Origin of the sequence: Vibrio sp. ED004 (assembly GCF_023206395.1) — a bacterium.
Lineage (GTDB): Bacteria > Pseudomonadota > Gammaproteobacteria > Enterobacterales > Vibrionaceae > Vibrio.
Map to the genome: position 1 here is coordinate 1,174,077 of NZ_CP066149.1, position 24,354 is coordinate 1,198,430.

Annotated in this window: 17 protein-coding genes and 10 tRNA genes; 3 read left to right on the top strand and 24 right to left on the bottom strand. The window is 45.5% G+C overall.

Annotation, left to right across the window (positions count from 1 at the left end; all coding sequences use genetic code 11):
- Nucleotides 1–112: 112 nt before the first annotated feature.
- Both ITG10_RS05025 and ITG10_RS05030 read left to right on the top strand, forming a co-directional pair.
- Nucleotides 113–907, top strand: a complete 795-nt coding sequence (locus ITG10_RS05025; RefSeq protein ID WP_132762097.1) for an inner membrane protein YpjD — start codon at nt 113–115, stop codon at nt 905–907.
- A 127-nt stretch (nt 908–1,034) separates the two neighbouring features.
- Nucleotides 1,035–2,306 carry a CNNM domain-containing protein gene (locus tag ITG10_RS05030; RefSeq protein ID WP_017629424.1) on the top strand — a complete coding sequence of 424 codons (1,272 nt, stop codon included), beginning with the start codon at nt 1,035–1,037 and terminating at the stop codon, nt 2,304–2,306.
- A gap of 158 nt (nt 2,307–2,464) precedes the next feature.
- Here ITG10_RS05030 and luxS read toward each other — a convergent pair whose 3' ends face one another.
- The 24 genes from luxS to pncC all read right to left on the bottom strand — a co-directional run bounded on the left by luxS (nt 2,465) and on the right by pncC (nt 21,565).
- Nucleotides 2,465–2,983 carry an S-ribosylhomocysteine lyase gene (gene luxS, locus ITG10_RS05035; protein ID WP_017629423.1) on the bottom strand — a complete coding sequence of 173 codons (519 nt, stop codon included), beginning with the start codon at nt 2,981–2,983 and terminating at the stop codon, nt 2,465–2,467.
- A gap of 24 nt (nt 2,984–3,007) precedes the next feature.
- Nucleotides 3,008–3,658 (bottom strand): hypothetical protein, encoded by a 651-nt coding sequence (locus ITG10_RS05040; protein WP_017629422.1) that lies wholly within the window; start codon nt 3,656–3,658, stop codon nt 3,008–3,010.
- A gap of 10 nt (nt 3,659–3,668) precedes the next feature.
- The gene (gshA, locus tag ITG10_RS05045; RefSeq protein WP_017629421.1) at nt 3,669–5,237 is read right to left on the bottom strand and encodes a glutamate--cysteine ligase; all 1,569 of its coding nucleotides are present in this window, start codon (nt 5,235–5,237) and stop codon (nt 3,669–3,671) included.
- 99 nt (nt 5,238–5,336) lie between these two features.
- The gene (locus ITG10_RS05050) at nt 5,337–8,195 is read right to left on the bottom strand and encodes a pitrilysin family protein (RefSeq protein WP_248386738.1); all 2,859 of its coding nucleotides are present in this window, start codon (nt 8,193–8,195) and stop codon (nt 5,337–5,339) included.
- Between the two features lie 9 nt (nt 8,196–8,204).
- Nucleotides 8,205–8,666 (bottom strand): YqaA family protein, encoded by a 462-nt coding sequence (locus ITG10_RS05055; RefSeq protein ID WP_248386739.1) that lies wholly within the window; start codon nt 8,664–8,666, stop codon nt 8,205–8,207.
- Nucleotides 8,667–8,672: 6 nt separating this feature from the next.
- Complete coding sequence (locus tag ITG10_RS05060; RefSeq protein WP_017629418.1) at nt 8,673–9,626, bottom strand: NADP-dependent oxidoreductase; 954 nt, start codon at nt 9,624–9,626, stop codon at nt 8,673–8,675.
- A 170-nt stretch (nt 9,627–9,796) separates the two neighbouring features.
- On the bottom strand, nt 9,797–10,927 hold the full coding sequence (locus ITG10_RS05065) for a sodium ion-translocating decarboxylase subunit beta (protein WP_026084092.1): 1,131 nt from the start codon (nt 10,925–10,927) through the stop codon (nt 9,797–9,799).
- Between the two features lie 9 nt (nt 10,928–10,936).
- A complete protein-coding gene (gene oadA, locus ITG10_RS05070; RefSeq protein WP_017629416.1) occupies nt 10,937–12,721 on the bottom strand; it encodes a sodium-extruding oxaloacetate decarboxylase subunit alpha in 1,785 nt (594 codons plus the stop codon).
- Between the two features lie 31 nt (nt 12,722–12,752).
- Entirely contained in the window at nt 12,753–13,010 is a 258-nt protein-coding gene (locus ITG10_RS05075; RefSeq protein ID WP_017629415.1) for an oxaloacetate decarboxylase subunit gamma, read from the bottom strand.
- A 375-nt stretch (nt 13,011–13,385) separates the two neighbouring features.
- Nucleotides 13,386–13,462: transfer RNA gene (locus ITG10_RS05080), tRNA-Arg, on the bottom strand.
- Nucleotides 13,463–13,543: 81 nt separating this feature from the next.
- Nucleotides 13,544–13,620: transfer RNA gene (locus ITG10_RS05085), tRNA-Arg, on the bottom strand.
- 78 nt (nt 13,621–13,698) lie between these two features.
- Nucleotides 13,699–13,775 (bottom strand) — tRNA-Arg (locus ITG10_RS05090).
- A gap of 67 nt (nt 13,776–13,842) precedes the next feature.
- Nucleotides 13,843–13,919: transfer RNA gene (locus tag ITG10_RS05095), tRNA-Arg, on the bottom strand.
- A 75-nt stretch (nt 13,920–13,994) separates the two neighbouring features.
- Nucleotides 13,995–14,071, bottom strand: a tRNA-Arg gene (locus tag ITG10_RS05100).
- A gap of 79 nt (nt 14,072–14,150) precedes the next feature.
- Nucleotides 14,151–14,227: transfer RNA gene (locus tag ITG10_RS05105), tRNA-Arg, on the bottom strand.
- 69 nt (nt 14,228–14,296) lie between these two features.
- Nucleotides 14,297–14,373 (bottom strand) — tRNA-Arg (locus tag ITG10_RS05110).
- Nucleotides 14,374–14,462: 89 nt separating this feature from the next.
- A tRNA-Ser gene (locus ITG10_RS05115) sits at nt 14,463–14,555 on the bottom strand.
- A gap of 44 nt (nt 14,556–14,599) precedes the next feature.
- Nucleotides 14,600–14,676, bottom strand: a tRNA-Arg gene (locus ITG10_RS05120).
- A gap of 43 nt (nt 14,677–14,719) precedes the next feature.
- A tRNA-Ser gene (locus tag ITG10_RS05125) sits at nt 14,720–14,812 on the bottom strand.
- Nucleotides 14,813–15,286: 474 nt separating this feature from the next.
- Nucleotides 15,287–15,484 (bottom strand): carbon storage regulator CsrA, encoded by a 198-nt coding sequence (gene csrA, locus ITG10_RS05130; protein WP_004415691.1) that lies wholly within the window; start codon nt 15,482–15,484, stop codon nt 15,287–15,289.
- A gap of 92 nt (nt 15,485–15,576) precedes the next feature.
- Nucleotides 15,577–16,758 carry an aspartate kinase gene (locus ITG10_RS05135; protein WP_017632915.1) on the bottom strand — a complete coding sequence of 394 codons (1,182 nt, stop codon included), beginning with the start codon at nt 16,756–16,758 and terminating at the stop codon, nt 15,577–15,579.
- 218 nt (nt 16,759–16,976) lie between these two features.
- Entirely contained in the window at nt 16,977–19,559 is a 2,583-nt protein-coding gene (alaS, locus tag ITG10_RS05140; RefSeq protein WP_017632914.1) for an alanine--tRNA ligase, read from the bottom strand.
- Nucleotides 19,560–19,890: 331 nt separating this feature from the next.
- On the bottom strand, nt 19,891–20,931 hold the full coding sequence (gene recA, locus ITG10_RS05145) for a recombinase RecA (RefSeq protein WP_248386740.1): 1,041 nt from the start codon (nt 20,929–20,931) through the stop codon (nt 19,891–19,893).
- Between the two features lie 139 nt (nt 20,932–21,070).
- Nucleotides 21,071–21,565 (bottom strand): nicotinamide-nucleotide amidase, encoded by a 495-nt coding sequence (gene pncC, locus ITG10_RS05150; protein ID WP_017633209.1) that lies wholly within the window; start codon nt 21,563–21,565, stop codon nt 21,071–21,073.
- Between the two features lie 124 nt (nt 21,566–21,689).
- Between pncC and mutS the strand changes: the two genes are divergently transcribed.
- Nucleotides 21,690–24,251, top strand: a complete 2,562-nt coding sequence (gene mutS / locus ITG10_RS05155) for a DNA mismatch repair protein MutS (RefSeq protein WP_017633210.1) — start codon at nt 21,690–21,692, stop codon at nt 24,249–24,251.
- The last annotated feature ends 103 nt before the right edge of the window (nt 24,252–24,354 follow it).

The following is a 24,354-nucleotide window of genomic DNA, read 5'->3' on the forward strand; positions in this document are numbered from 1 at the left end:
CCACGCTTGTGATGTGAGACATTGTTCACTTGGAATTGAGTGAGGTTCACCGTAGCCCCAAAGAGCGATGCAAGGTATAATTCGTCAATTAGTAATCATTTAAATGGATACCATGGACAGTCTTATTGCGATCGCAGCAGCCTTTCTTTATACAATGGCGATTTCCACGATCATTCCAGGTCTCGTGCACCAAACAGGAATCCGTGTAAAAACGGTGTTTATCAGCGCATTACTTGCTTTAGCTTTCCATGCTTGGTTGCTTGGCGATTTAATCTTTAATGCTAGTGGCCAAAACCTCAGTATCTTGAACGTTGCTTCATTAATCAGTTTAATCATTTCTTTGGTGATGAGCGGCGCGATGCTCAGAACCCGCTTGTGGTTCATCTTGCCTGTTGTTTATAGCTTCGCAGCGCTTAACCTCATGGCAGCAACGTTTCTTCCAAGTACCTTCATCAAACATCTAGAGAATGACCCGAAGCTGCTCGTACACATCTCTTTGGCATTGTTCTCATACGCGACGCTGACTATCGGTGCGTTATACGCCCTGCAACTCGCGTGGCTTGATCACAAGCTTAAAAAGAAAAAAGCCTTAGTGATAAACCCTAACCTCCCTCCTTTAATGATGGTGGAAAGGCAGCTTTTCAAGATCATTCTTATTGGTAATGGCTTATTAACGGGTACTTTGTTGACTGGCCTTATCTTCGTACAAGATATGTTTGCTCAAGGAAAGGCGCACAAAGCGGTATTGTCTTTTATCGCTTGGGTTATCTACTCCATTCTTTTATGGGGTCATTATCAAAAAGGTTGGCGTGGACAGAAAGTCACTTGGTTCGCACTTGCGGGCGCCAGCATGCTCACATTAGCCTACTTCGGTAGCCGCTTCGTTCAGGAAATCATCCTGAACTAGTCTGTAAAATAAAGGCAAGGTCTCACACACCTTGCCTTTAAAATATTGAGTCCGTTAGATTCAATTGACATCTCGACCATGTTCGGTCATAAATTAATCAAGATACACAAATAGGAAAAGAATAGTTTTGGACGACATATCAACGGGTATCTTATTTGCGCTACTCGCGTGTCTCATTGTAATTTCTGGTTATTTCTCTGGTTCTGAAACGGGCATGATGTCCTTGAACCGCTACCGTTTAAAGCACTTGGCCAATACGGGTCATAAAGGTGCCAAACGCGTAGAAAAACTTCTGAACCGCCCAGACAGATTGATTGGCCTCATTCTCATCGGCAACAATCTCGTCAACATTCTTGCATCTGCGATCGCTACTATTCTTGGTATGCGCATCTACGGGGATATCGGTGTGGCTATCGCTACTGGTACCCTGACTCTCGTGATCCTCGTATTCGCCGAGGTAACCCCAAAGACTATCGCTTCTCTATTTCCTGAACGTGTCTCTTACGCCAGTAGCATCCTTTTGATGGTGCTGATGAAGGTACTGTCACCATTGGTGATTTTAGTTAACTTCATTACCAACGGCTTCATTCGTATCTTAGGTGTCAAAGCCAGCCATGATGCAACCGACCACTTAAGCTCAGAAGAGCTCAGAACCGTGGTAAATGAAGCGGGCAGCCTTATTCCCCAGCGTCACCAAGATATGTTGGTGTCGATTCTAGATTTAGAGCACGTGACCGTGAACGACATCATGGTGCCTCGTAATGAAATCACCGGCATCGACATCAATGATGATTGGAAATCGATTGTTCGCCAACTGACTCACTCTCCTCATGGTCGTGTGGTTCTATACCGTGACCAGATAGATGAAGTGGTAGGTATGCTTAGGCTGCGTGAAGCTTACCGTTTAATGCTGGAAAAGAACGAGTTCAATAAAGAGACCCTGCTGCGCGCGGCAGATGAGATCTACTTTATTCCTGAAGCGACACCGCTAAACATTCAGCTACTTAAGTTTCAGCGCAATAAACAGCGCATCGGTTTGATTGTTGATGAGTATGGCGACATCAATGGCTTGGTTACATTAGAAGATATTCTGGAAGAAATTGTTGGTGAGTTTACTACTTCAATTGCACCAAGCTTGTCTGAAGAGATCACGCCACAAAGCGATGGCAGCTTCTTAATTGAAGGCAGCGCCAATATCCGAGACATCAACAAAGGCTTACAGTGGGCATTGCCTACCGACGGTCCAAGAACATTGAATGGTTTGATACTTGAACACCTTGAAGATATTCCAGAGAGTCACCTCAGCGTGCAGGTTGCTAGCCACCCAATGGAGATCGTAGAACTCGAAGAGAACCGTATCAAGCTGGTGCGCGTGTTCCCACAGATCGTTAATGGATAAATGTGGCTTGTTGTAATAGCTAAATGAGGACACAAGCTCACGTGAGACATAAACAAAAGGCCCGATTCATTGAATCGGGCCTTTTAGTATCTAGCTCACTCAGTCTCTAGAGCGAAATGTATCTAGAGTGAAGCGTATTCTAGGTGAACCAAAAATGATTAGTCGATTTTAAGCTCTTGGAGCATCGACTCTGGCAGTGCCAGTTCGTCATTCTTGTTTACAGAGATACCTGCAGCGATGATTGCATTCGCGATCTCTTTCGCTTCATCCAAAGAGTGCATTGCCGCTGTACCACATTGGTATTCGTTCAGCTCAGGGATCTTATTCTGGTTCTCAACTTTCAGTACGTCTTTCATCGCAGCTAACCAACCGTCAGCCACTTGTTGCTCTGTAGGCGTACCAATTAGGCTCATATAGAAACCAGTACGACAACCCATAGGTGAAATATCGATGATCTCTACATCTGAACCGTTCAATTGATTACGCATGAAACCAGCGTATAAATGCTCAAGAGTATGGATACCTTTCTCAGATAGGATGTCTTTGTTTGGCGCAGTGAAACGCAGGTCAAATACCGTGATGGTATCCCCTTTTGGGGTTTGCATTGTTTTAGCAACACGAACTGCAGGTGCGTTCATGCGAGTGTGATCAACAGTGAAACTATCTAATAAAGGCATTGCTCTTCTCCGTGACGGCTGGCTTTAGAAAAACCAGCTTCGATTGTCTTCTAGTTCTTTGCGGCACTGTTTCAGCTGCCATCCATAATCTTTTGCTTGCTGTTCGACTTTGCGAGCCACCTTAATCAGCGATGGCTTACTGTTGTATGACTTACGCTTATAACCACCACGGCCTTCATGATAAGCCAGGTATTGGTTATAAGGATCCCATAGCGAGATACCAAGCTGACGACGTGTCTCACTGGTATACCAACCAATAAACATCAATGCATCATCAAAGTTGGTTCTTGAGCCACCGTTATTGGTCGCCTTTTGGAAATCTTCCCAAGCAGGGTCTTGAGCTTGCGCATAACCGTAGGCACTACTCACACGACCCCACGGAATAAAGCCAAGAATGTAATCTTTAGGCGGGCGCGCATCATGACGATAGCTACTCTCTTGTTTCACAAAAGCCATCGCTACGTTGATCGGTGTGCCCCACTCTTCTTGCATATCGAGTGCATCTTCATACCACGAAGGGTGTTCTCTAAAGATGCTACACAAATTATCTTGCTGCTTTGGCGGTGGCGTTGCACATCCAACCAATAGGCTAGAGACAACACCAACAGTCACTACAGGTAACCATTTACTACTCACACGAGTAGGCTGACCTAATAAGGCTTGCTTCCTTTCCACCAACGTCTCGCTATGCTTTTAAATACGAAAAATAATCCGCTAAGAAGCTATCAAAATCTTGAGTGCTTGCTTCTTCACTTTGTTGCTGAGCTGTCACAGAGCGTTGAACTTCTGCTTCCATCAACTCTGCTGAATACACCTTGTATTGGTGTGCTTTGTGTTGCTGAGCGTATGTTTTACCAAGCGCGCAGCCCACTTTACCCAAACCACCCAGTTTCTTGGTCTCTTCTAGCAACTGGCCAGAAATGGTCAGCTCTGGGTTATCAATCCAAGCTTCAAGCGTATCGCACGTTTCTTGGTATGCACGACCACCTTGTTCAGCGTCCATCATCTCGGCAATAGAGCGCAGATCTTTGAAGACACGCTTCGCCCAATCTTGCAGAGACAGTCGCTCACCGTGACAACCGATTTGCAATTCTAGACCAACTTGACGACCTTCTAAGATCACCTTGTTCCAGTTATCACGCCAGCATTCAAGTTCGCAGTTATCCATCTCAGCAGAGTCGGTTAACACACTCCAAGTTAGGAATAAATCTAAGAAGCGAACTTGTTGCTCATTGATACCAATTGAGCTGAATGGGTTTACGTCTAAAGAGCGAACCTCGATGTACTCGACACCAGCACGAGCTAGTGCTTCTGATGGCTTCTCACCACTTTTAGCCACACGCTTAGGACGAATTGGCGCATAAAGCTCGTTCTCGATTTGAAGAACGTTGCTATTCAACTGACGGTATTCACCATCAACTTTGGTACCAATTTCGGCAAACTCTTCCGATGGTGTGCGAATCGCTTGGTTCAATCCTTCAAGGTACTGGTCTAGGCTATTAAAGCCAATTTTCAATACACTTTGAGCACTGTTGGTGTAGCCAAGATCGCTCAGACGTAGTGCCGTTGCTTTTGGTAGATACAGCGTCTCGCCAATCTTTTCAAAAGGTAGCTTTGTCTCTCGGCCTTTGATGAAAGAAGGACATAGTGCAGGTGAAGCACCGAAGAAATAAGGAATTAACCAACCAAAACGGTAGTAATTACGAATCAAACCAAAGTAAGCATCGGACTTAGATTCACAACGCGCTTCTTCGGTTTGCTCTCCAAAAAGGCTATCCCAAAAACTATCTGGGAAAGAGAAGTTGAAGTGAACACCCGAGATAATCTGCATCAGGCTACCGTAACGGCGCTTAAGGCCTTCACGATATAGAGTCTTCATCTTGCCATTGTTAGAGGTGCCGTATTGCGCTAGCTGAATGTAATCTTCACTGCCTACATAACAAGGCATAGAAAGCGGCCACATCTTTTCGCCATCTAACTTGGTTTGTGTGAAATGGTGGATATCAGACAACTGATTCAAAAGCGTCGGAACGTCGTTAGAAACAGGCGTAATAAACTCCAGTAGCGACTCAGAAAAATCGGTCGTTACCCATCCGTTCATCAACGCAGATCCCAAAGCCTTTGGGTGCGGCCCAGTCGCAAGATGCCCATCTTCCGTGTAGCGTAACGTTTCCCTTTCAACACCACGACCAAATTGAGAGAAGGTCTTAGGGTTGGTTGCAACTTGCTTTAGTCGCGCAGCAAAATCAGTCAAAATTCAGTTCACTTATCTTATATCGTTCTGATTAGAACTATCATAAATTAGGTCGGAGGAGAAAAATAGAGTCTTTTTCCTCCCCCTTTAATGTGTACTCTAACGAATGATTTCAAGCTCTTCTATTGGAATATCTAACTTTTCTAGTTGAGGACGAAGCGAAGCCGCGTCGCCAACAACAATTATTTGATAATCATTCGGGTCAAACCATTTCTTAGATAGCTCGTTTAAGGTCTCTTTTGAGACAGTTTCAACTATCTGATTACGTTGCTGCAGGTAATCTTCGTCAAGGCTCAGCGCAACAATATTACTCAACAACCCAGCCTTTTGACTTGGTGTTTCGTATTTAAGTGCATCTTGTTGACCGACGGCAAGGCGCATAAATTTCACCTCTTCGTCAGTTAATCCACTTTGACTAAATTCATTCAGCTCAGAGATAAACTCTTGAATCGATGGAACCGTCGCATTGGCTCTCACTTGAGCACTGAATACTACCGCACCAGTTTCACGCGTACTGGAGAAGTAACCGCTCGCACCGTAAGTGTAGGCTTTGTCCTCACGTAGATTCTGGTTGATGCGGCTATTGAAGTTGCCTGCTAAGTTGAAGTTAGCTAGCTGGCTCAAATACAACTCACCGGTCGCATCAAAAGGTAAACCTTTACGCACCAAACGAACAATACTTTGCGGCGCACCCGGTTTATCAACTAAGTACAGATGTTGCCCTGAAAGCTCTTTGACGATCTGCGGACGCGTTAGTGGTGCCGCATCACCTTGCCACTGTTCAAAGAATTGTAGCTGTTTCCCTACCTCTTTCTTCGAGATGTCTCCCACAACAACAATATTGGCACCTTCTGGTGTGTAATGTTGCGCATAGAATTTTTTCACATCGTCTAAGGTCAATTTCGATAGAGATTCCTTAGTGCCATCACTGGCGCGAGCAAAGATACTGTCACCAAACAGCACTTCACGGGTTGCTTGGGAAGCCATCCAGCTTGGTTGTTGGTGCTGATACACGACGCCTTCAAGCATCTGCTTCTTCACACGTTCGAAGTCTTGCTCATCAAACTTAGGCTCGAATAGAACCTCTTGCACAATAGCTAAGGTTTGAGGCAGATTTTTCTCTAGCGTCGAGACTGAAATATCTGTGGTGTAACTGCCCGCACTAATGCTCACACTGCTACCTAGCTTATCTAAGGTCGCCTGTAACTCTTCAACCGCTCGCTTAGTTGAACCTTCTTCCATCATCGAAGCCGTTAAGTTCGCTAAGCCTTCTTGCCCTTTACGAACATAGCGTTCGCCTGCAGGCAATTGAATTTGTAGCTGTACTGTCGGCGTTTCACTGGTCACTGTACCAATCAAGTCAGTACCGTTCGTAAAGTGCATGCGATACAGCTCAGGCATAGTCGCTTCAACGCCAAAGTTAACTTCTGGCATAACGCTGCGATCAAAGGTGTTCGGTGCTTTTCTGAAATCAAGCTGATCTTCAGTGACCTTGACATATTCAGGTAACGTGCGAGCTGGAGTGGTGAATGTAGCTTCACGAACCGCAAGATCGAGTTGTTTCTTAGGAACCACACTCAAGGTCACCTTGTGCTTACCTTCGATGAAATCTTGGTAGGCTTTACTTACGCTTTCAGGAGTCACCGCGCGGATTTGATCCAACTGTGACTCAATGCGATCCGGTTGGCCATAGAAGGTCTGATTCGAAGCCAGCTGTGAAACCTTGCCTTTGACACTTTGCAGAGCGAAAACCGCATCCGCTTCAGCCATACCGGTAATTTGGTCTAAGCGCTCTTGTTCAACACCCTCTTTCGAGAACTGCTCTAAGGTATCCATCAATTCTTTATTAAGAACCGTCAAATCCCCTTTTTTACCAGAATCGCCCATCGCATAAACATACATGGTACAAGCCAATTCAGCACAGTCATGGAAAGAACCTGCACTCACCGCTTTTTGCGTCTTAACCAAGTTTTGATATAGGTAACTGTTGGTACCAGAACCTAAAACATTAGACAGTGCATTTAGCGAAGCTTGTGTTTCTTCACCACGATAAGTGGTTGGCCACCCCACAAGCACCATCGGCTGACGAATATTATCTTTTAAGGTGATGTACTTATCTTCAGTCAGCACTGCAGGTTGTTTCTCAGCAGCCTTAACTTCTGGACCTTGAGGGATAGGACCAAAGTACTTGTTAACCCATTCTAGCGTGTCATTAACATCGATATCACCACCGATAGTCAACACAGCATTATTTGGACCATACCAGCGTAGGAAGAAGGCTTTAAGGTCATTAACATCGACACGGTCTAAGTCTTCAACATAACCGATTGGTTGCCACGAATACGGGTGCCCTTCAGGGTAAAGCGCTTCACCCATGCGTTCCCACATTAAGCCATAAGGGCGATTTTCGTAGCTTTGAGCTCGCTCGTTCTTAACCGTGCCTCTTTGAACTTCAAATTTCTTCTGAGAAACCGCATCCAACAAGAAGCCCATGCGGTCTGATTCCAGCCACAGCATTTTCTCAAGTTGGTTAGATGGAACAGTTTCAAAGTAGTTGGTGCGGTCACGGTTGGTGGTGCCGTTTAACGAGCCACCAGCCTCGGTAATGATCTTAAAGTGCTGTTGGTCACCGACGTTTTCAGAACCTTGGAACATCATGTGCTCAAAGAAGTGAGCAAAGCCTGACTTACCAATCTGTTCACGAGCAGAACCTACGTGATAAGTGACATCAACATGTACCAGTGGATCGGAATCATCAGGAGAAAGAATCACGGTCAAGCCATTTTCAAGCTGATATTTCGCATACGGAATCACGACTTTATCTTTAGAAGGCTTAACTTCTTCTAATAAGGTGACACCTTCAGGTAACGAAGAAAAGAAGGGTGTTGAGCTAGGTACATTGTAAGAACAGCCAGCGATGGCGATAAGAGAAAATGTACCAAGTAAAACCTTTTTCATAGGTTCTCCTTAGAAAAAACCGAAGTAAATAGCAGCAAGTAAGCTGTAGCGAACGGCTTTGCCAATCGCTATCAAAATAACGCTAGGGATAAATTTCATTCTCAGCCAACCGGCAGCCAGACACAAAGGATCACCAATGATGGGTAACCAACTGAATAACAGTGTCCAGTAACCATAACGGCTCAGCCAAGCCATAGCCTTATGACCATGCTTTTCAGATTGAGTTCGATTAGGCAACCACAAACCAATCCAATAGTTGGTCAGGCCGCCTAAGGTATTACCAAGTGTCGCCAGCAGAATGATCGATGATGTTGAGAACTGATCTAAGCTCAATGCTGCAACCAGGCTTGCTTCTGAACCGCCGGGCAATAATGTGGCACTCAAGAAGCCACTAATGAAGAGTACCCACAGCGCCGAGTCAGAGAACCACAGCGCTATGTTTTCAAACAGAGAATTAAAAAACTCTAGCACTGCATATCAACCTTCTTGCATTTTAAGTAGTACCTTGCCTCTGGTATGCCCAGTTTCTACCTGTAGATGAGCTGATTGCGCTTCGTCTAATTGGTAGATACCTTGAATTTCTGTTTTGAGTAATCCGACACTGACCATATACAGCATAGTGTCCATTTGCTGAGGATTTGGTTCAACCAACATGCCTGATGCCGTAAAACCCAATAGTGTTGCTTTTTCACAGATCAATTCTGCAGATAGAGTGGGGACTGTCACGACTCTTGCGTCATCTTTCAAGCACTTCAACGCATCGAGAGCGGTATCGCCACCGACCAAATCAATCAGTACATCGACATCAGATACTCTTTCTGATGCTGGTGCAAACTTATAGTTAATCGCGTGAGCACCTAACGTCGCAAGGTAATCAAGATTGGCTTCGCTGCAGGTTGTGTAAACCTCAGCCTTCGCTGCCACCGCGATTTGAACCGCTAGATGACCAACACCGCTTGCGCCCGCTAAGATGAGTACGCGGTCACCTTCTTTCACTTCAGCTTTGTTGAGTGCCTGTGCTGCTGTTTGGCTGGCTAGTGGTAATGCAGCTGCCGCTTCTAGAGTAACCGAATCAGGAACCATGCTTAATGCAGCCTCTGGAACACTCACATATTGGCTGTAACCGCCACCTTGCAATGGGAAGCCAATAAAGCCGGCTACGTTATCACCAACAGTAAAACGCTCTGCCTGTTCGCCTAGCGTGACAATTTGCCCTGAAATGTCGTAACCAGGAACCCAAGGAAGGTTATCTTTGTTCTGTGCTGCGGCCCAACCAAGGCCGGCACGGGTTTTCACATCAATCGGATTAATGCCCGAAAAGGAAACTTTAACCACCACTTCTCCAGCCTTAGGCTCAGGAATAGCACTGGTTTGAATACTTAGGTTTTCGACGCCGCCGAATTGAGTAATCGCAATCTGTTTATTTTCCATTTCCACATTTCCTTGATTGATAAAAGCCCTAGAGAGCAAGCACCCTAATTAATAAAAAGAAAGGGATGCGAAAGCATCCCTTTGACTATAAACCATTTAATAAGGCTAAGTTAACCGCTCATTCGTAAATTGACGACCAATTAACGTAACGATACATGACCAGTAATCCATTAACCGACTAGCGCTAATAGAATACCCGCCGCAACCGCACTACCAAGTACACCTGCTACGTTCGGGCCCATCGCATGCATCAACAAGAAGTTCTGAGGGTTTGCCTCAAGACCGACCTTATTCACAACACGTGCCGCCATTGGAACCGCTGATACGCCAGCGGCACCAATCAATGGGTTGATGTCTTCTTTCGAGAAGCGGTTTAGAACCTTCGCCATCAATACACCACCCGCAGTACCAATACTAAACGCAACTGCACCTAAGCCAAGAATACCCAGAGTCTCTAAGTTCAAGAAAGTACCCGCTTGAAGCTTAGAACCAACACCAAGGCCAAGGAAAATAGTCACAACGTTAATCAGTTCGTTTTGCGCTGTTTTCGATAGGCGATCAACCACACCCGCTTCACGCATCAAGTTACCCAGACAGAACATACCCACCAGAGGTGTTGCTGAAGGTAGGAACAAAATCGTCATCAGTAGTACAGCAAGCGGGAAGAGGATCTTCTCTGCTTTACTAACGTGACGAAGTTGAGCCATCTTAATCTTACGTTCTTCAGGAGACGTTAACGCCTTCATGATTGGCGGTTGAATAATAGGAACCAATGCCATGTAGCTATACGCTGCTACCGCAATGGCACCTAAAAGATCAGGAGATAGTTTACTTGCTAAGAAGATCGCGGTCGGGCCATCGGCACCACCAATGATCGCAATTGACGAAGCATCGGCCATTGAAAATTCCATTCCTGGAACATAGTTCAGCAAGATCGCACCAAATAGCGTTGCGAAGATACCAAACTGAGCTGCAGCCCCTAGCCATAACGTTTTAGGGTTAGCAATCAACGCACCGAAGTCCGTCATTGCACCTACACCCATAAAGATCAGCAGTGGGAAAATACCCGTTTCAATACCAATGTAGTAAACGTAGTAAAGCAAACCGCCTGGATCAGTAAACCCAGCATTTGGAATATTTGCTAATACGGCACCAAAACCAATCGGTAGTAGAAGTAACGGTTCAAATCCTTTGCGAATTGCCAAAAACAACAATAAGCAACCAACCAACATCATACAGATCTGGCCGAACTCAAAGTTCGCAATCCCTGTTTCAGACCATAAGGTCATCAATCCTTCCATGGTGCTCCCTTACGCTAAGCTTAGTAGTGGAGCGCCTACAGTAACTGCATCGCCTTCTTTAACATTCAGCTCTTGAACGATACCACCACGAGCAGCACGAACTTCCGTTTCCATCTTCATCGCTTCTAGGATAAGCAGAACATCGCCTTCAGCAACCTCAGCACCCGCCTGAACGTTAACTTTAAAGATGTTACCCGCCAATGGAGCAGGAACCGCTTCAGCGTCAGAAGCAGCTACAGGTGCAGCCTGAGCCGCTTGAGCAGGCTTTGCTGATGGCGCAACAGATGTTAGTTCACCTTGTGGGCCAACCTCGACATCGTAAACTTGGCCATCCACCTTCACGCTGTAGCTTTCGATGCCACCAGACACAGGAGCCGGAGCTGCAGCAACTGGAGTCGCAACTTCTGCCGTTGGTGCTGGTTCAAATGCTTCAGGGTTACGACGGTTCTTAAGGAACTTAAGACCCACTTGTGGGAAAAGTGCATAAGTCAGGACATCATCAACGGTATCTTCAGCTAGAGAAATGCCTTCTGATTTCGCTTTCTCTAAAAGGTCCGTAGTCAGCGTATCCATTTCTGACTTAAGCAAGTCAGCAGGGCGACAAGTGATTGGCTCTGCACCATCCAGAACTTTCGCTTGCAGTTCAGCGTCTACTTCCGCAGGTGCTTGGCCGTATTCGCCTTTCAGTAGACCAGCAGTCTCTTTAGTGATGCTCTTATAGCGCTCACCCGTTAGCACGTTAATAACCGCTTGAGTACCGACAATTTGAGAAGTTGGTGTTACCAAAGGAATGTAACCAAGCTCTTTACGTACGCGTGGGATCTCTTCAAGAACCTCGTCCATACGATCGGCTGCGCCTTGTTCTTTCAGCTGACCTTCCATGTTAGTCAACATGCCGCCAGGAACCTGAGCAATCAAAATGCGAGAATCGACGCCTTTTAGCTGGCCTTCCCATTTCGCGTACTTTTTACGTACATCGCGGAAGTAAGATGCGATTGGTTCAATTTGGTCAAGCTTAAGATTCGTGTCGCGCTCTGTGCCTTCTAACATCGCCACAACCGTTTCAGTTGGTGTGTGACCGTAAGTACAGCTCATTGAAGAGATAGCCGTGTCTAGAATGTCGATACCCGCCTCAACGGCTTTAACCGCTGTTGCTGTCGATAGACCCGTTGTCGCGTGGCTATGTAGCGCTAGAGGAACATCACATGATGCTTTGATGCGTGTAATTAACTCTTCGGCTTCATAAGGCTTTAATAAACCTGACATATCTTTGATACATAGTGAATGACAACCTAGGTCTTCTAGACGCTTAGCCAGATCAACCCAAGTATCAGAGTTATGAACCGGACTGGTTGTGTAAGACAAGGTACCTTGAGCGTGGCCGCCAACATCAATCGTTGCTTTCACCGCTTTTTCAAAGTTACGTACGTCATTCATCGCATCAAAAATACGGAATACGTCCATGCCATTCTTGTGGGCACGTTCAACAAATTTTTCTACTACATCATCCGCGTAGTGACGGTAACCCAACAGGTTTTGACCACGCAGTAGCATCTGCATTGGTGTGTTTGGCATCGCTTTTTTAAGTTCACGCAAACGCTCCCATGGATCCTCTCCAAGAAAACGGATACACGAATCAAACGTCGCGCCGCCCCAAGTCTCTAGAGACCAGTAACCGACTTTATCCAGTTCTGCCGCAATTGGCAGCATATCTTCGATACGCATACGAGTAGCAAATAGTGACTGGTGCGCGTCACGAAGTACCACATCTGTGATAGCTAGTGGTTTAGACATGCTCATAAACTCCTTTTTAATCCTTTAAATGCTACTTAGCAGTAGACGCACGGTATTGATGAACCGCGACCGAAATTGCTGCCACTACCTGTGGACTAACAGCTGAAGGGTTTGATTGTGATTTTTGAATTTTTTTAGGTGCTGCGATCGGCTCAGGTACTTCTTCTGGTACCAGTTTTGACATCAACCGAACGAGGTAAACTAGAATAGTTAGAAAAATAAAGACAACGGACATTCCCGTTATCATTAGAGTCGCCGCATCTCCTAGCAGGCTTCCAATATTAGTCATGTTGCTTCCTTTCTTCGTCATCCTGACATATGTACAGGATTTCAGCGAATAGTGATCCCGACCCATGGATTATCTCGATTGGTAAAACTTTGTCAATTTTGTTTAAGGTTCTGTTACGGATAACGCACACATAAGGTTAATTATTCGCCTATCAGATCACATAAATCTGTCAAATGAGTCATTTTTAGATATTTAAACTGTGACTTAAACGGGGCTTTTCTGTGAAATGATATGAAAAAGGTGGAATAACAAAGAAGCATTCAAGAAGTACTTAAAATACAACAAGTTAAATGTTAAGTAAATTTAACATTTAATCAACATTTATATAGCGGGCATAAAAAAAGCCTCGTATAAACGAGGCTTTTTTTAATAATGTGGCGCGCTCTGGAGGATTCGAACCTCCGACCGCCTGGTTCGTAGCCAGGTACTCTATCCAGCTGAGCTAAGAGCGCACAGTTTTAATATCAATTCATTGTTACTAACAACGTATCAATATAAGGATTTCATTCTCATAAGAAAGAAGCCCTAAATAGTGGCGCGTCCTGGAGGATTCGAACCTCCGACCGCCTGGTTCGTAGCCAGGTACTCTATCCAGCTGAGCTAAGGACGCACGGCTTTAGTATCAATTCGTTGTAAACAACGGTTCAATACCAGGGTTTCATTCTCATAAGAAAGAAGCCCTAAATAGTGGCGCGCTCTGGAGGATTCGAACCTCCGACCGCCTGGTTCGTAGCCAGGTACTCTATCCAGCTGAGCTAAGAGCGCACGGTTTTTGTATCAACTTAAGCCAATACAAGGATTTCTATTCCCGTAAGAGAGAAGCCCTAAATAGTGGCGCGTCCTGGAGGATTCGAACCTCCGACCGCCTGGTTCGTAGCCAGGTACTCTATCCAGCTGAGCTAAGGACGCACGGTTTTAGTATCAATTTGCTATTTCACAATCAATACAAGGATTTCACTCTCATAAGAGAGAAGCCCTAAATAGTGGCGCGTCCTGGAGGATTCGAACCTCCGACCGCCTGGTTCGTAGCCAGGTACTCTATCCAGCTGAGCTAAGGACGCACGCTTTTGATATTAATTCTCGATAAACGATTTATCAATATCAGGATTCAAATTCATATAAGAACTAAACCCTAAATAGTGGCGCGCTCTGGAGGATTCGAACCTCCGACCGCCTGGTTCGTAGCCAGGTACTCTATCCAGCTGAGCTAAGAGCGCACGGTTTTAGTATCAACTTGTAGCCAATACGAGGATTTTCATTCTCATAGAGAGGAAACCCTTAAATAGTGGCGCGTCCTGGAGGATTCGAACCTCCGACCGCCTGGTTCGTAGCCAGGTACTCTATCCAGCTGAGCTAAGGACGCACGGTGTTCATTCATTAAGAATGAAGTTGTGAAATATATCACATTCTTCTTGCTACGAAGAAAAAAAAAGGCCATCGGCCTGTAATGAATGGCGGTGAGGGAGGGATTCGAACCCTCGATGCAGCTACAAACCACATACTCCCTTAGCAGGGGAGCGCCTTCGGCCACTCGGCCACCTCACCTAATTCATTATTCTCACATCACTTACAAGTAAGAGAAGAGAGAATGGCGCGTCCTGGAGGATTCGAACCTCCGACCGCCTGGTTCGTAGCCAGGTACTCTATCCAGCTGAGCTAAGGACGCACATTTACATTGTCTAAATTGCTAATTTTAGACTCGCAAGAAATGGCGGTGAGGGAGGGATTCGAACCCTCGATGCAGCTACAAACCACATACTCCCTTAGCAGGGGAGCGCCTTCGGCCTCTCGGCCACCTCACCGTCTTGCGGAGGCACATATTACGTTTTACCGAAAATATGTCAAACACTTTATTGAAAAAAATTGGACAAAAACACTCAACCGTTTGCTATTTAATCAAAGCGCTTGCAAATTGAACTTATAAGATTCAAATCGCGCTTTTTCCCTTAAAAATTAAGACGAAAGATTGGCAAGAATAAACAGCCGAAAACAATTATCTAATTTCTTCAGCAGCAAGTGCTACCGCTGTTTGCACCTTACTACGGGATGCGTTTTTACGCTATAGGAGAAGCTAACAAATCTTGAGCTTTGCCAAACAAAATAGAAAGAAGCAACATTGAACAACCGCAACGGTATTTCACAGTGTTATGGAGCATTCATTTCACCGAGTGAATACTGGCCAGTTATCTAAGCCATCTATATCTCAATGAACACTTCTGTTCTCCAAGATCAAAAAAGGCTAGCAACAATGCTAGCCCCTTCTCTACGCAAAAGTATTAGTAGTTGCCAGATGCAACGTTACCATTACCTTTTTCAGCTTGAATGCGCATGTAGATCTCTTCACGGTGAACAGATACTTCTTTAGGTGCGTTAACACCGATACGTACTTGGTTACCTTTAACGCCTAGTACAGTAACTGTTACTTCATCACCAATCATCAGTGTTTCGCCAACGCGGCGAGTCAAAATTAGCATTCTTTGCTCCTTGAGTAATCTCTAAATTTATCTAGCTACGAGAGCATTATCCAACAAAAGTTATATTTTCGTAAACTATCGATTGAGTTTATTTAACCAAAATGCACTTCTTTTTTAGGATAACCCTGTGTTTCACGCGCTACGATGTATGCATTGTGTAATATGTTAGCAGCCATATCGACTTGCGTTGGTGATATCACCAAAGTTAAAGACTGCTGCTGCAATAAGTGATGCTGTACATCAATTTCGCCTTCAGACAACAATCCATGTGAACTGACCACAATTTCTTGTGTTCGGCTTCCTACCACAGTTAACAAACTAACCTGTTCACTATTACGGATTTTCTCGTCAAAAACTAGTTTTAATTTGACACTTATGTCTTGTTTAATAATGAGTGCTGCCCGTTCTGTTTCCTCGATCACACTACAGACTTCGATCCCTAACAGTTGGCAATGCGATATGAAAGACGGTAAGTCTTCATTCAAACACTCGATACGTACCATGTCTCTTTGAATGGCGATGCCGGCAATATCATTCAAACACTGGCTACCCGCTATCAATGTGCCCTCACCTGCTTCAAAGCTGGAAAGTACTCTTAATGGCACATTATGTTGCCATGCATACTGAACACACGGTAAATGCAGAACCTTAGCACCTCGGCGAGCCATCTCTTCCATCGACGGAAAGTCTAAGGTATCGAGTTTCTTTGAATGTTTTACAACCCTCGGGTCACAAGAGTACACACCATCCACATCGGTATAAATCTGGCACTCTTTCGCCTGCAGTGCGCTAGCTAACGCAACCGCCGTGGTATCTGAGCCGCCTCGGCCTAGAGTGGTAATGTCACCTTTAGCATTTATGCCTTGAAAGCCAGCCACAATCACAATCTGATTATCGTCTAACAAGGCTTGAATAGGAGCAGTATCAATACGCTCAATCGTCGCATTATTATGATTAGAATCGGTGTGTATCTTGGCTTGATAGCCAGTCATCGATGTCGCTTCATAACCTAACTTGTGCAACGTCATTGCTAACAAAGCCATGGAAACTTGCTCTCCAGCCGTTAACAGCACATCCAATTCTCTAGCGTTGGGGACGCTATCAACTTGTGTGGCTAAGTTAACCAACCGATCTGTTTCACCTGACATAGCAGAAACGACAACCACGATCTGGTTACCTTCATTTTTCGCTTCAATGATTTTTTCTGCTACATGATGGATTCGTTCTATTGAACCCACCGACGTTCCACCAAATTTCTGCACGATAAGAGGCATTTTCACCCGTCCTCACCTTCCCAAGACCAATGTCTATATATGACAAAAAAACACATACTCCGCGTCATGGCGAAGCAATAAAAAATGAACCAAGGAGTCTAACGTAACCATTAGACTTCGTGGTTAATCTCAATCAAACCTGATTTACACACTTCCAATAGACAAAATAAAAGATGCCCAATCATCTGATTGGGCATCTTTGTATCAATTACTTAAGCTTAAAGACGTTCTTCTAACCAAGTGCGTACAGATTTAAGCGCTTCAGGTAGTGCTTCAACGTCAGTACCACCCGCTTGAGCCATATCTGGACGACCGCCGCCTTTACCGCCAACTTGCTCAGCAACCATTTTAACTAGGTCACCCGCTTTAACTTTGCCGATAAGGTCTTTGGTTACGCCAGCAATCAGGCCAACTTTACCGTCTGCTACGTTAGCAATCAGGATAATGCCGCTACCCACTTGGTTTTTAGCGTTATCAACCATAGTACGTAGGTTCTTGTTGTCTGCACCTTCAATTGCAGCAACCAGTACTTTAGTACCTGAGATTTCTTCCACTTTGCCCATGATGTTTGCGCCTTCAGCTGCAGCCATCTTTTCTTTAAGCAGTTGGATTTCTTTCTCTAGAGATTTCGCTTTCTTAGCTGACTCAGCCAGTTTCTCTTCGTAAGCGTTAGCTTGAGCTTCTACAGCATCTAGAGCCGCTTCGCCTGTTACCGCTTCGATACGACGGATACCAGCAGCGATACCACCTTCAGAAGTGATCTTGAACAGACCGATATCACCCGTGTTGCTCGCGTGGATACCACCACAAAGCTCAGTAGAGAAGTCGCCCATAGACAGAACGCGAACTTCATCATCGTACTTCTCGCCAAACAGTGCCATTGCACCTTTTTGTTTCGCTGACTCGATGTCCATGATGTTGGTTTCAATCACGTGGTTCTTACGAACTTGTGCGTTAACCAAGCGCTCTACTTCTTTAATCTGTGCCGGTGTTACCGCTTCAAGGTTAGAGAAGTCAAAACGTAGGTTATCAGGCTTAACCAAAGAACCTTTCTGAGCAACATGCTCACCTAGAACTTCACGCAGTGCAGAGTGAAGTAAGTGCGTTGCAGAGTGGTTTAGCGAGATAGCAGCACGACGCTCAGCATCAACTGTTGCTTCTACTTTGTCGCCTTTAGCAAATACACCTTCAACTAGCTCACCGTGGTGCGCAAATGCGTTACCTAGTTTCTGAGTGTCTTGTACTTTGAACAGACCCGATGCTGTTTTTAGCGTACCAGCATCACCACATTGACCGCCTGACTCAGCGTAGAATGGTGTCTCTTCAAGGATAATGATGGCTTTGTCGCCCGCTGATAGTGAAGATACTTCTTCGCCGTCAACGAATAGCGCAGAGATTTCACCTGAACCTTCAGTACCTGTGTAACCACAGAACTCAGTGTTGGTGTCTACTTTGATCGTCGCGTTGTAATCCGTGCCGAATTGGCCAGCTTCACGAGCACGCTGACGCTGTGCTTCCATCGCCTTCTCAAAGCCTTCTTCATCGATAGTAAAGTCGCGTTCACGAGCTACATCGTTAGTAAGGTCAGCTGGGAAGCCGTATGTATCGTAAAGTTTGAATACTGTTTCACCGTCAAGCTCTTTGCCTTCAAGTGCATCTAGTGCGTCATTAAGAATAACCATGCCGCGCTCTAGAGTACGACCGAAGTTCTCTTCTTCAATGCGAAGTACTTTTTCAACAAGCTCCTGCTGTTTCTTAAGTTCATCTGCCGCAGAGCCCATCACTTCAGCTAGTACACCCACAAGTTTGTGGAAGAACACGCCTTGTGCGCCAAGCTTGTTACCGTGACGAACTGCACGACGAATAATACGACGTAGAACGTAGCCACGACCTTCGTTTGAAGGCATAACGCCATCAGCGATTAGGAATGAACAAGAACGGATGTGGTCAGCAATAACGCGTAGCGATTGGTTAGATAGGTCGTCATGGCCCACAACTTCAGCTGTCGCTTTGATTAGCTTTTGGAATACATCGATTTCGTAGTTAGAGTGAACGCCCTGCATGATTGCAGAGATACGCTCAATACCCATACCTGTATCAACAGCAGGCTTAGGTAGCGGTTCCATTGTACCGTCAGCATGACGGTTGAACTGCATGAATACGTTGTTCCAGATCTCGATGAAACGGTCACCATCTTCTTCAGGTGTACCAGGACGGCCACCCCAGATGTGCTCACCATGATCGTAGAAGATTTCAGTACATGGACCACAAGGACCTGTGTCACCCATTGTCCAGAAGTTATCAGACTCGAACTGTTTACCGCCTTCTTTGTCGCCGATGCGAACGATACGGTCAGCAGGTACACCTACTTTCTTGTTCCAGATATCGAATGCTTCATCATCTGTCTCGTATACCGTTACCAGCAGACGATCTTTTGGCAGTTGAAGAGTTTCAGTCAGGAATTCCCAAGCAAACGCAATCGCTTCTTCTTTGAAGTAATCACCAAAGCTGAAGTTACCTAGCATTTCGAAGAATGTGTGGTGACGAGCCGTGAAACCTACGTTTTCAAGGTCATTGTGTTTACCACCCGCACGTACACAACGCTGAGCCGTAGTTGCTCGTGTGTAGGCACGCTTTTCGGCGCCTAGGAAGCAATCTTTGAATTGGTTCATACCTGCGTTAGTAAATAGCAAGGTTGGATCGTTGTGTGGAACTAACGATGAACTGTCTACGATTTGGTGTTCTTTGCTCTCAAAGAACTTAAGGAACGCGTTGCGAACCTCATCAGTGCTCATGTACATGCAGCTCTTCCTGAAAATAGTCGAGTTAGAATTTTGCCGTATTGTAGATCATGGTTAAGGCTTCGACTAGTTTTCTTGTAGAAAAGACACCCTTGGGCAGGATTTTAGTTGTAAATCGATAAAATGGAGAATATTTCACTAGCTAAGATAGTGGAAAAGCCTAACTAAATTGACTACCTAATGACTGAAGAAAGTCCGTAAACTAAGAAGCTCTAGCTAAATAACACACAGAGCGAAACTGCCCCAACAAAAAAGCTCCGCATAAAAATGCGAGGCTTTAAATTTTTCAAAGCGAATGTTATTTCAAACATCCACTCGATAAAACGTTAGCTTATAGCTCTTCGTTTTCTTCTTCTTGTTCTACGTCTTTCTCTTCAAGAGTAGCAGGAGTTAGTAGCAACTCACGAAGTTTAGTGTCGATCTCTAGAGCAACTTCTGGGTTTTCACGTAAGTATTTACCAGCGTTAGCTTTACCTTGGCCGATCTTATCACCCTTGTAGCTGTACCAAGCGCCCGCTTTTTCTACTAGCTTGTTCTTAACACCTAAATCGATAAGCTCACCTTCACGGTTAAAGCCTTTGCCGTATAGGATTTGAGTTTCAGCTTGTTTAAACGGTGCAGCAATCTTGTTCTTAACAACCTTGATACGCGTTTCGTTACCAACAACCTCATCACCATCTTTGATCGCACCAGTACGGCGGATATCAAGACGAACAGATGCGTAGAACTTAAGAGCGTTACCACCCGTTGTTGTTTCTGGGTTACCAAACATCACACCAATCTTCATACGGATTTGGTTGATGAAGATAGCCATACAGTTAGACTGCTTAAGGTTACCAGTTAGCTTACGCATCGCTTGAGAAAGCATACGAGCCTGAAGCCCCATGTGGCTATCACCCATTTCGCCTTCGATTTCTGCTTTTGGTGTTAATGCTGCTACTGAGTCAATAACAAGTACATCGATTGCACCTGAACGAGCAAGTGCATCACAGATTTCTAACGCTTGCTCACCCGTATCTGGTTGAGAAACAAGAAGCGCATCGATATCAACACCAAGCTTTTGAGCGTAGATAGGGTCTAGTGCGTGTTCCGCATCAACGAAAGCACACGTCTTGCCCACTTTTTGTGCTGCAGCAATAAGCTCAAGAGTTAACGTTGTTTTACCTGATGATTCTGGACCGTAAACTTCTACGATACGTCCCATCGGTAGGCCACCAGCACCTAGTGCGATATCTAGAGATAGAGAACCAGTAGAAATAGTTTCTACGTCCATTGTGCGGTTATCACCAAGACGCATGATAGAACCTTTACCAAATTGCTTTTCAATCTGACCAAGGGCTGCGGCTAACGCTTTTTGTTTATTCTCGTCCATTTCTATCTCCACATAATCGGTTGTCTCAACAAGCGATCTAGAATCTATTTCTAACCCACATAGGGGTGACTAATTGGCTTTCATTATACTGTTGATTCATACAGTGTCTATACCTGTATGAAAATAATTTGTACAAATGTTACTTACCTTCCATTGATAGGTAATCATAAATAACTTGCAGGGCATGGTGCGTGGCTTGTTGGCGTACTTGTGATCTATCGCCTGTAAATACATTCGTTTCCACTTTATCCCAGCCGTTTAATGCCTTCCAAGCAAAACAGACGGTACCAACGGGCTTCTCTTCTGTGCCGCCGCCAGGGCCAGCAATACCACTGATCGACACAGAAATAGTGCCATTTGAATGTTGTAGCGCACCCTTGGCCATTTCTATCACCACAGGTTCACTTACCGCACCGAACTCAACCAAGGTTTCAAGCTGAACACCAATCATCTCTTGCTTAGCTTCATTACTGTATGTGACAAAAGCACGATCAAACCATCCAGAGCTACCTGCCACATCGGTGACCGCCGTTGCTACACCGCCGCCAGTACAAGATTCAGCGGTCACTAGCACTTGTTTATGTTTTGCCAGTAATGGTCCAAGTTTTTCACTAAGAGCTTGAGTCATCTGCATTATCAACTTCCCTTTATTTACTGTCATATCATTTGGATTCGCATCTTTTCGCATCAGCCGCTTTTCGCACGAAACGCTTTCACGTATCCTAAGCCGCAATAGAAATAAACGAAAGAAGTTAACTGTGAAAGCCGATCAAAAACATACTCCCATGATGCAGCAGTACCTAAAACTAAAAGCAGAAAATCCAGAAATTCTGCTGTTCTACCGCATGGGCGATTTCTACGAGCTTTTCTACGATGACGCTAAAAAAGCTTCTCAACTCCTCGATATTTCACTGACTAAGCGTGGTTCATCAAATGGTGAGCCGATTCCGATGGCAGGTGTTCCATACCATGCGGTTGAAGGATACCTTGCAAAGTTAGTGCAACTTGGTGAGTCCGTAGCAATTTGTGAACAGATTGGTAATCCAGCACTTTCAAAAGGCCCTGTTGAGCGCGCGGTCGTGCGTATCGTGACACCGGGTACAGTAACCGACGAAGCATTGCTTTCTGAACGCATTGATAACCTGATTGCAGCCATTTATCACCACAACGGTAAGTTCGGCTATGCGACGCTCGATATTACTTCCGGTAGATTCCAACTCTGCGAGCCTGAAACTGAAGAAGCAATGGCCGCTGAGCTACAGAGAACCTCTCCGCGTGAGCTGTTGTTCCCTGAAGATTTCGAACCTGTCGATTTAATGGCAAGCCGTAACGGCAATCGTCGTCGCCCTGTCTGGGAATTTGAATTAGACACCGCCAAGCAGCAACTGAACCAACAATTTGGTACTCGCGACCTTGTCGGTTTTGGCGTGGAAGGTGCCAAGCTTGGCCTGTGTGCAGCCGGCTGTCTTATTCAATATGTAAAAGACACGCAACGTACAGCGCTTCCGCACATCCGTTCACTCACTATGGACAAGCAAGATCACTCCGTGATCCTCGATGCTGCGACTCGCCGCAATCTAGAAATCACGCAAAATCTTGGTGGTGGCACAGATAACACGCTTGCTGAAGTGCTTGATCACACCGCTACGGCAATGGGTAGTCGTATGCTTAAGCGTTGGTTACATCAACCGATGCGCAATATCTCGGCACTTGATCAACGCCTAGATGCGATTGGTGAAATGAAAGATTTGGCTCTATTCACAGAGCTACAGCCGACCTTAAAACAGATTGGTGATATCGAACGTATTCTGGCTCGTCTTGCACTTCGTTCTGCTCGCCCACGTGATATGGCGCGCCTTCGCCAAGCAATGGAATATTTGCCAGAGCTTGCTGAAACACTGACCCAACTTAAGCACCCATACCTGACTCAACTTGCTCAGTACGCGTCTCCTGTGGATGAGGTTTCAGAACTGCTTGAACGTGCAATAAAAGAGAACCCACCCGTGGTTATCCGCGACGGCGGTGTGATCGCAGAAGGCTATAACGCCGAGCTAGATGAATGGCGTGACCTTGCTGCGGGCGCAACCGAGTTTCTGGATAAGCTTGAGCAAGAAGAGCGTGAACGTCACGGTATCGACACGCTAAAAGTTGGTTACAACAACGTACACGGTTTCTTCATTCAAGTAAGCCGCGGACAAAGCCACCTTGTACCGCCACATTATGTTCGTCGCCAAACGCTGAAGAATGCTGAACGTTACATTATTCCTGAGCTGAAAGAGCACGAAGACAAAGTGCTTAACTCTAAATCGAAGGCACTGGCTATCGAGAAGCAGTTGTGGGAAGAGTTGTTTGATTTGCTACTGCCATATCTAGAACGACTGCAAAACATCGCTTCTTCAGTATCGCAACTTGATGTACTACAGAACTTAGCTGAGCGCGCAGATACGCTGGATTACTGTCGCCCAACTATGACAGAAGCGGCAGGTGTACAGATCCAAGCGGGTCGTCACCCAGTAGTAGAGCAAGTGATGGACGAACCTTTCATCGCCAACCCTATCGACCTAAACGATAAGCGAAAAATGCTAATCATCACAGGTCCGAATATGGGTGGTAAGTCGACCTACATGCGCCAAACTGCACTCATCGCATTGATGGCTCATATCGGTTGTTATGTTCCAGCTGAAAGCGCGACTATTGGCTCTATCGACCGTATCTTTACTCGTATCGGTGCATCGGATGATCTGGCTTCTGGTCGTTCAACCTTCATGGTTGAGATGACAGAGACCGCTAATATTCTGCACAACGCGACACCAAATAGCCTTGTGCTAATGGACGAAATTGGCCGTGGTACCAGTACTTACGATGGTTTGTCATTGGCATGGGCGAGCGCAGAATGGCTAGCGAATCAAATCAATGCGATGACGCTGTTTGCAACGCACTACTTTGAGCTAACCGAACTGCCGAACCAACTGCCAACATTGGCAAATGTGCACTTGGACGCGGTTGAACACGGCGATAGCATTGCCTTTATGCACGCGGTTCAAGAAGGTGCGGCAAGTAAATCTTACGGCCTAGCAGTTGCAGGGCTGGCTGGTGTACCAAAAGCAGTGATCAAGAACGCTCGCGCGAAGCTAACACAGCTTGAGGCATTGAGTATTGAGTCTCCGACATCGAAGCCAAGTGGTGTTGATATCGCGAACCAACTGAGCCTGATCCCTGAACCGAGTGAAGTGGAACAAGCACTAGCGAATGTTGATCCTGATGATCTAACACCTCGCCAAGCATTAGAAGAACTCTACCGCTTGAAGAAGCTTCTCTAACTTAAGAAGCACTCTAGTTTAAATAGCTAAGCGCTGTGGTTTCTAACTGAAGTAAAAAGCTAAACCAGAAGCTAAAACTAAAAAACGCTGACATTAGGTCAGC

Bases quoted from the DNA above. Each gene is read 5' to 3' on its own strand.
- ITG10_RS05025 (WP_132762097.1), top strand. From the start codon at position 113: ATGGACAGTCTTATTGCGATCGCAGCAGCCTTTCTTTATACAATGGCG.
- luxS (WP_017629423.1), bottom strand. From the start codon at position 2,983: ATGCCTTTATTAGATAGTTTCACTGTTGATCACACTCGCATGAACGCA.
- ITG10_RS05050 (WP_248386738.1), bottom strand. From the start codon at position 8,195: ATGAAAAAGGTTTTACTTGGTACATTTTCTCTTATCGCCATCGCTGGC.
- ITG10_RS05060 (WP_017629418.1), bottom strand. From the start codon at position 9,626: ATGGAAAATAAACAGATTGCGATTACTCAATTCGGCGGCGTCGAAAAC.
- ITG10_RS05065 (WP_026084092.1), bottom strand. From the start codon at position 10,927: ATGGAAGGATTGATGACCTTATGGTCTGAAACAGGGATTGCGAACTTT.
- oadA (WP_017629416.1), bottom strand. From the start codon at position 12,721: ATGTCTAAACCACTAGCTATCACAGATGTGGTACTTCGTGACGCGCAC.
- ITG10_RS05075 (WP_017629415.1), bottom strand. From the start codon at position 13,010: ATGACTAATATTGGAAGCCTGCTAGGAGATGCGGCGACTCTAATGATA.
- csrA (WP_004415691.1), bottom strand. From the start codon at position 15,484: ATGCTAATTTTGACTCGCCGCGTTGGCGAAACACTGATGATTGGTGAT.
- ITG10_RS05135 (WP_017632915.1), bottom strand. From the start codon at position 16,758: ATGCCTCTTATCGTGCAGAAATTTGGTGGAACGTCGGTGGGTTCAATA.
- alaS (WP_017632914.1), bottom strand. From the start codon at position 19,559: ATGTACATGAGCACTGATGAGGTTCGCAACGCGTTCCTTAAGTTCTTT.
- recA (WP_248386740.1), bottom strand. From the start codon at position 20,931: ATGGACGAGAATAAACAAAAAGCGTTAGCCGCAGCCCTTGGTCAGATT.
- pncC (WP_017633209.1), bottom strand. From the start codon at position 21,565: ATGCAGATGACTCAAGCTCTTAGTGAAAAACTTGGACCATTACTGGCA.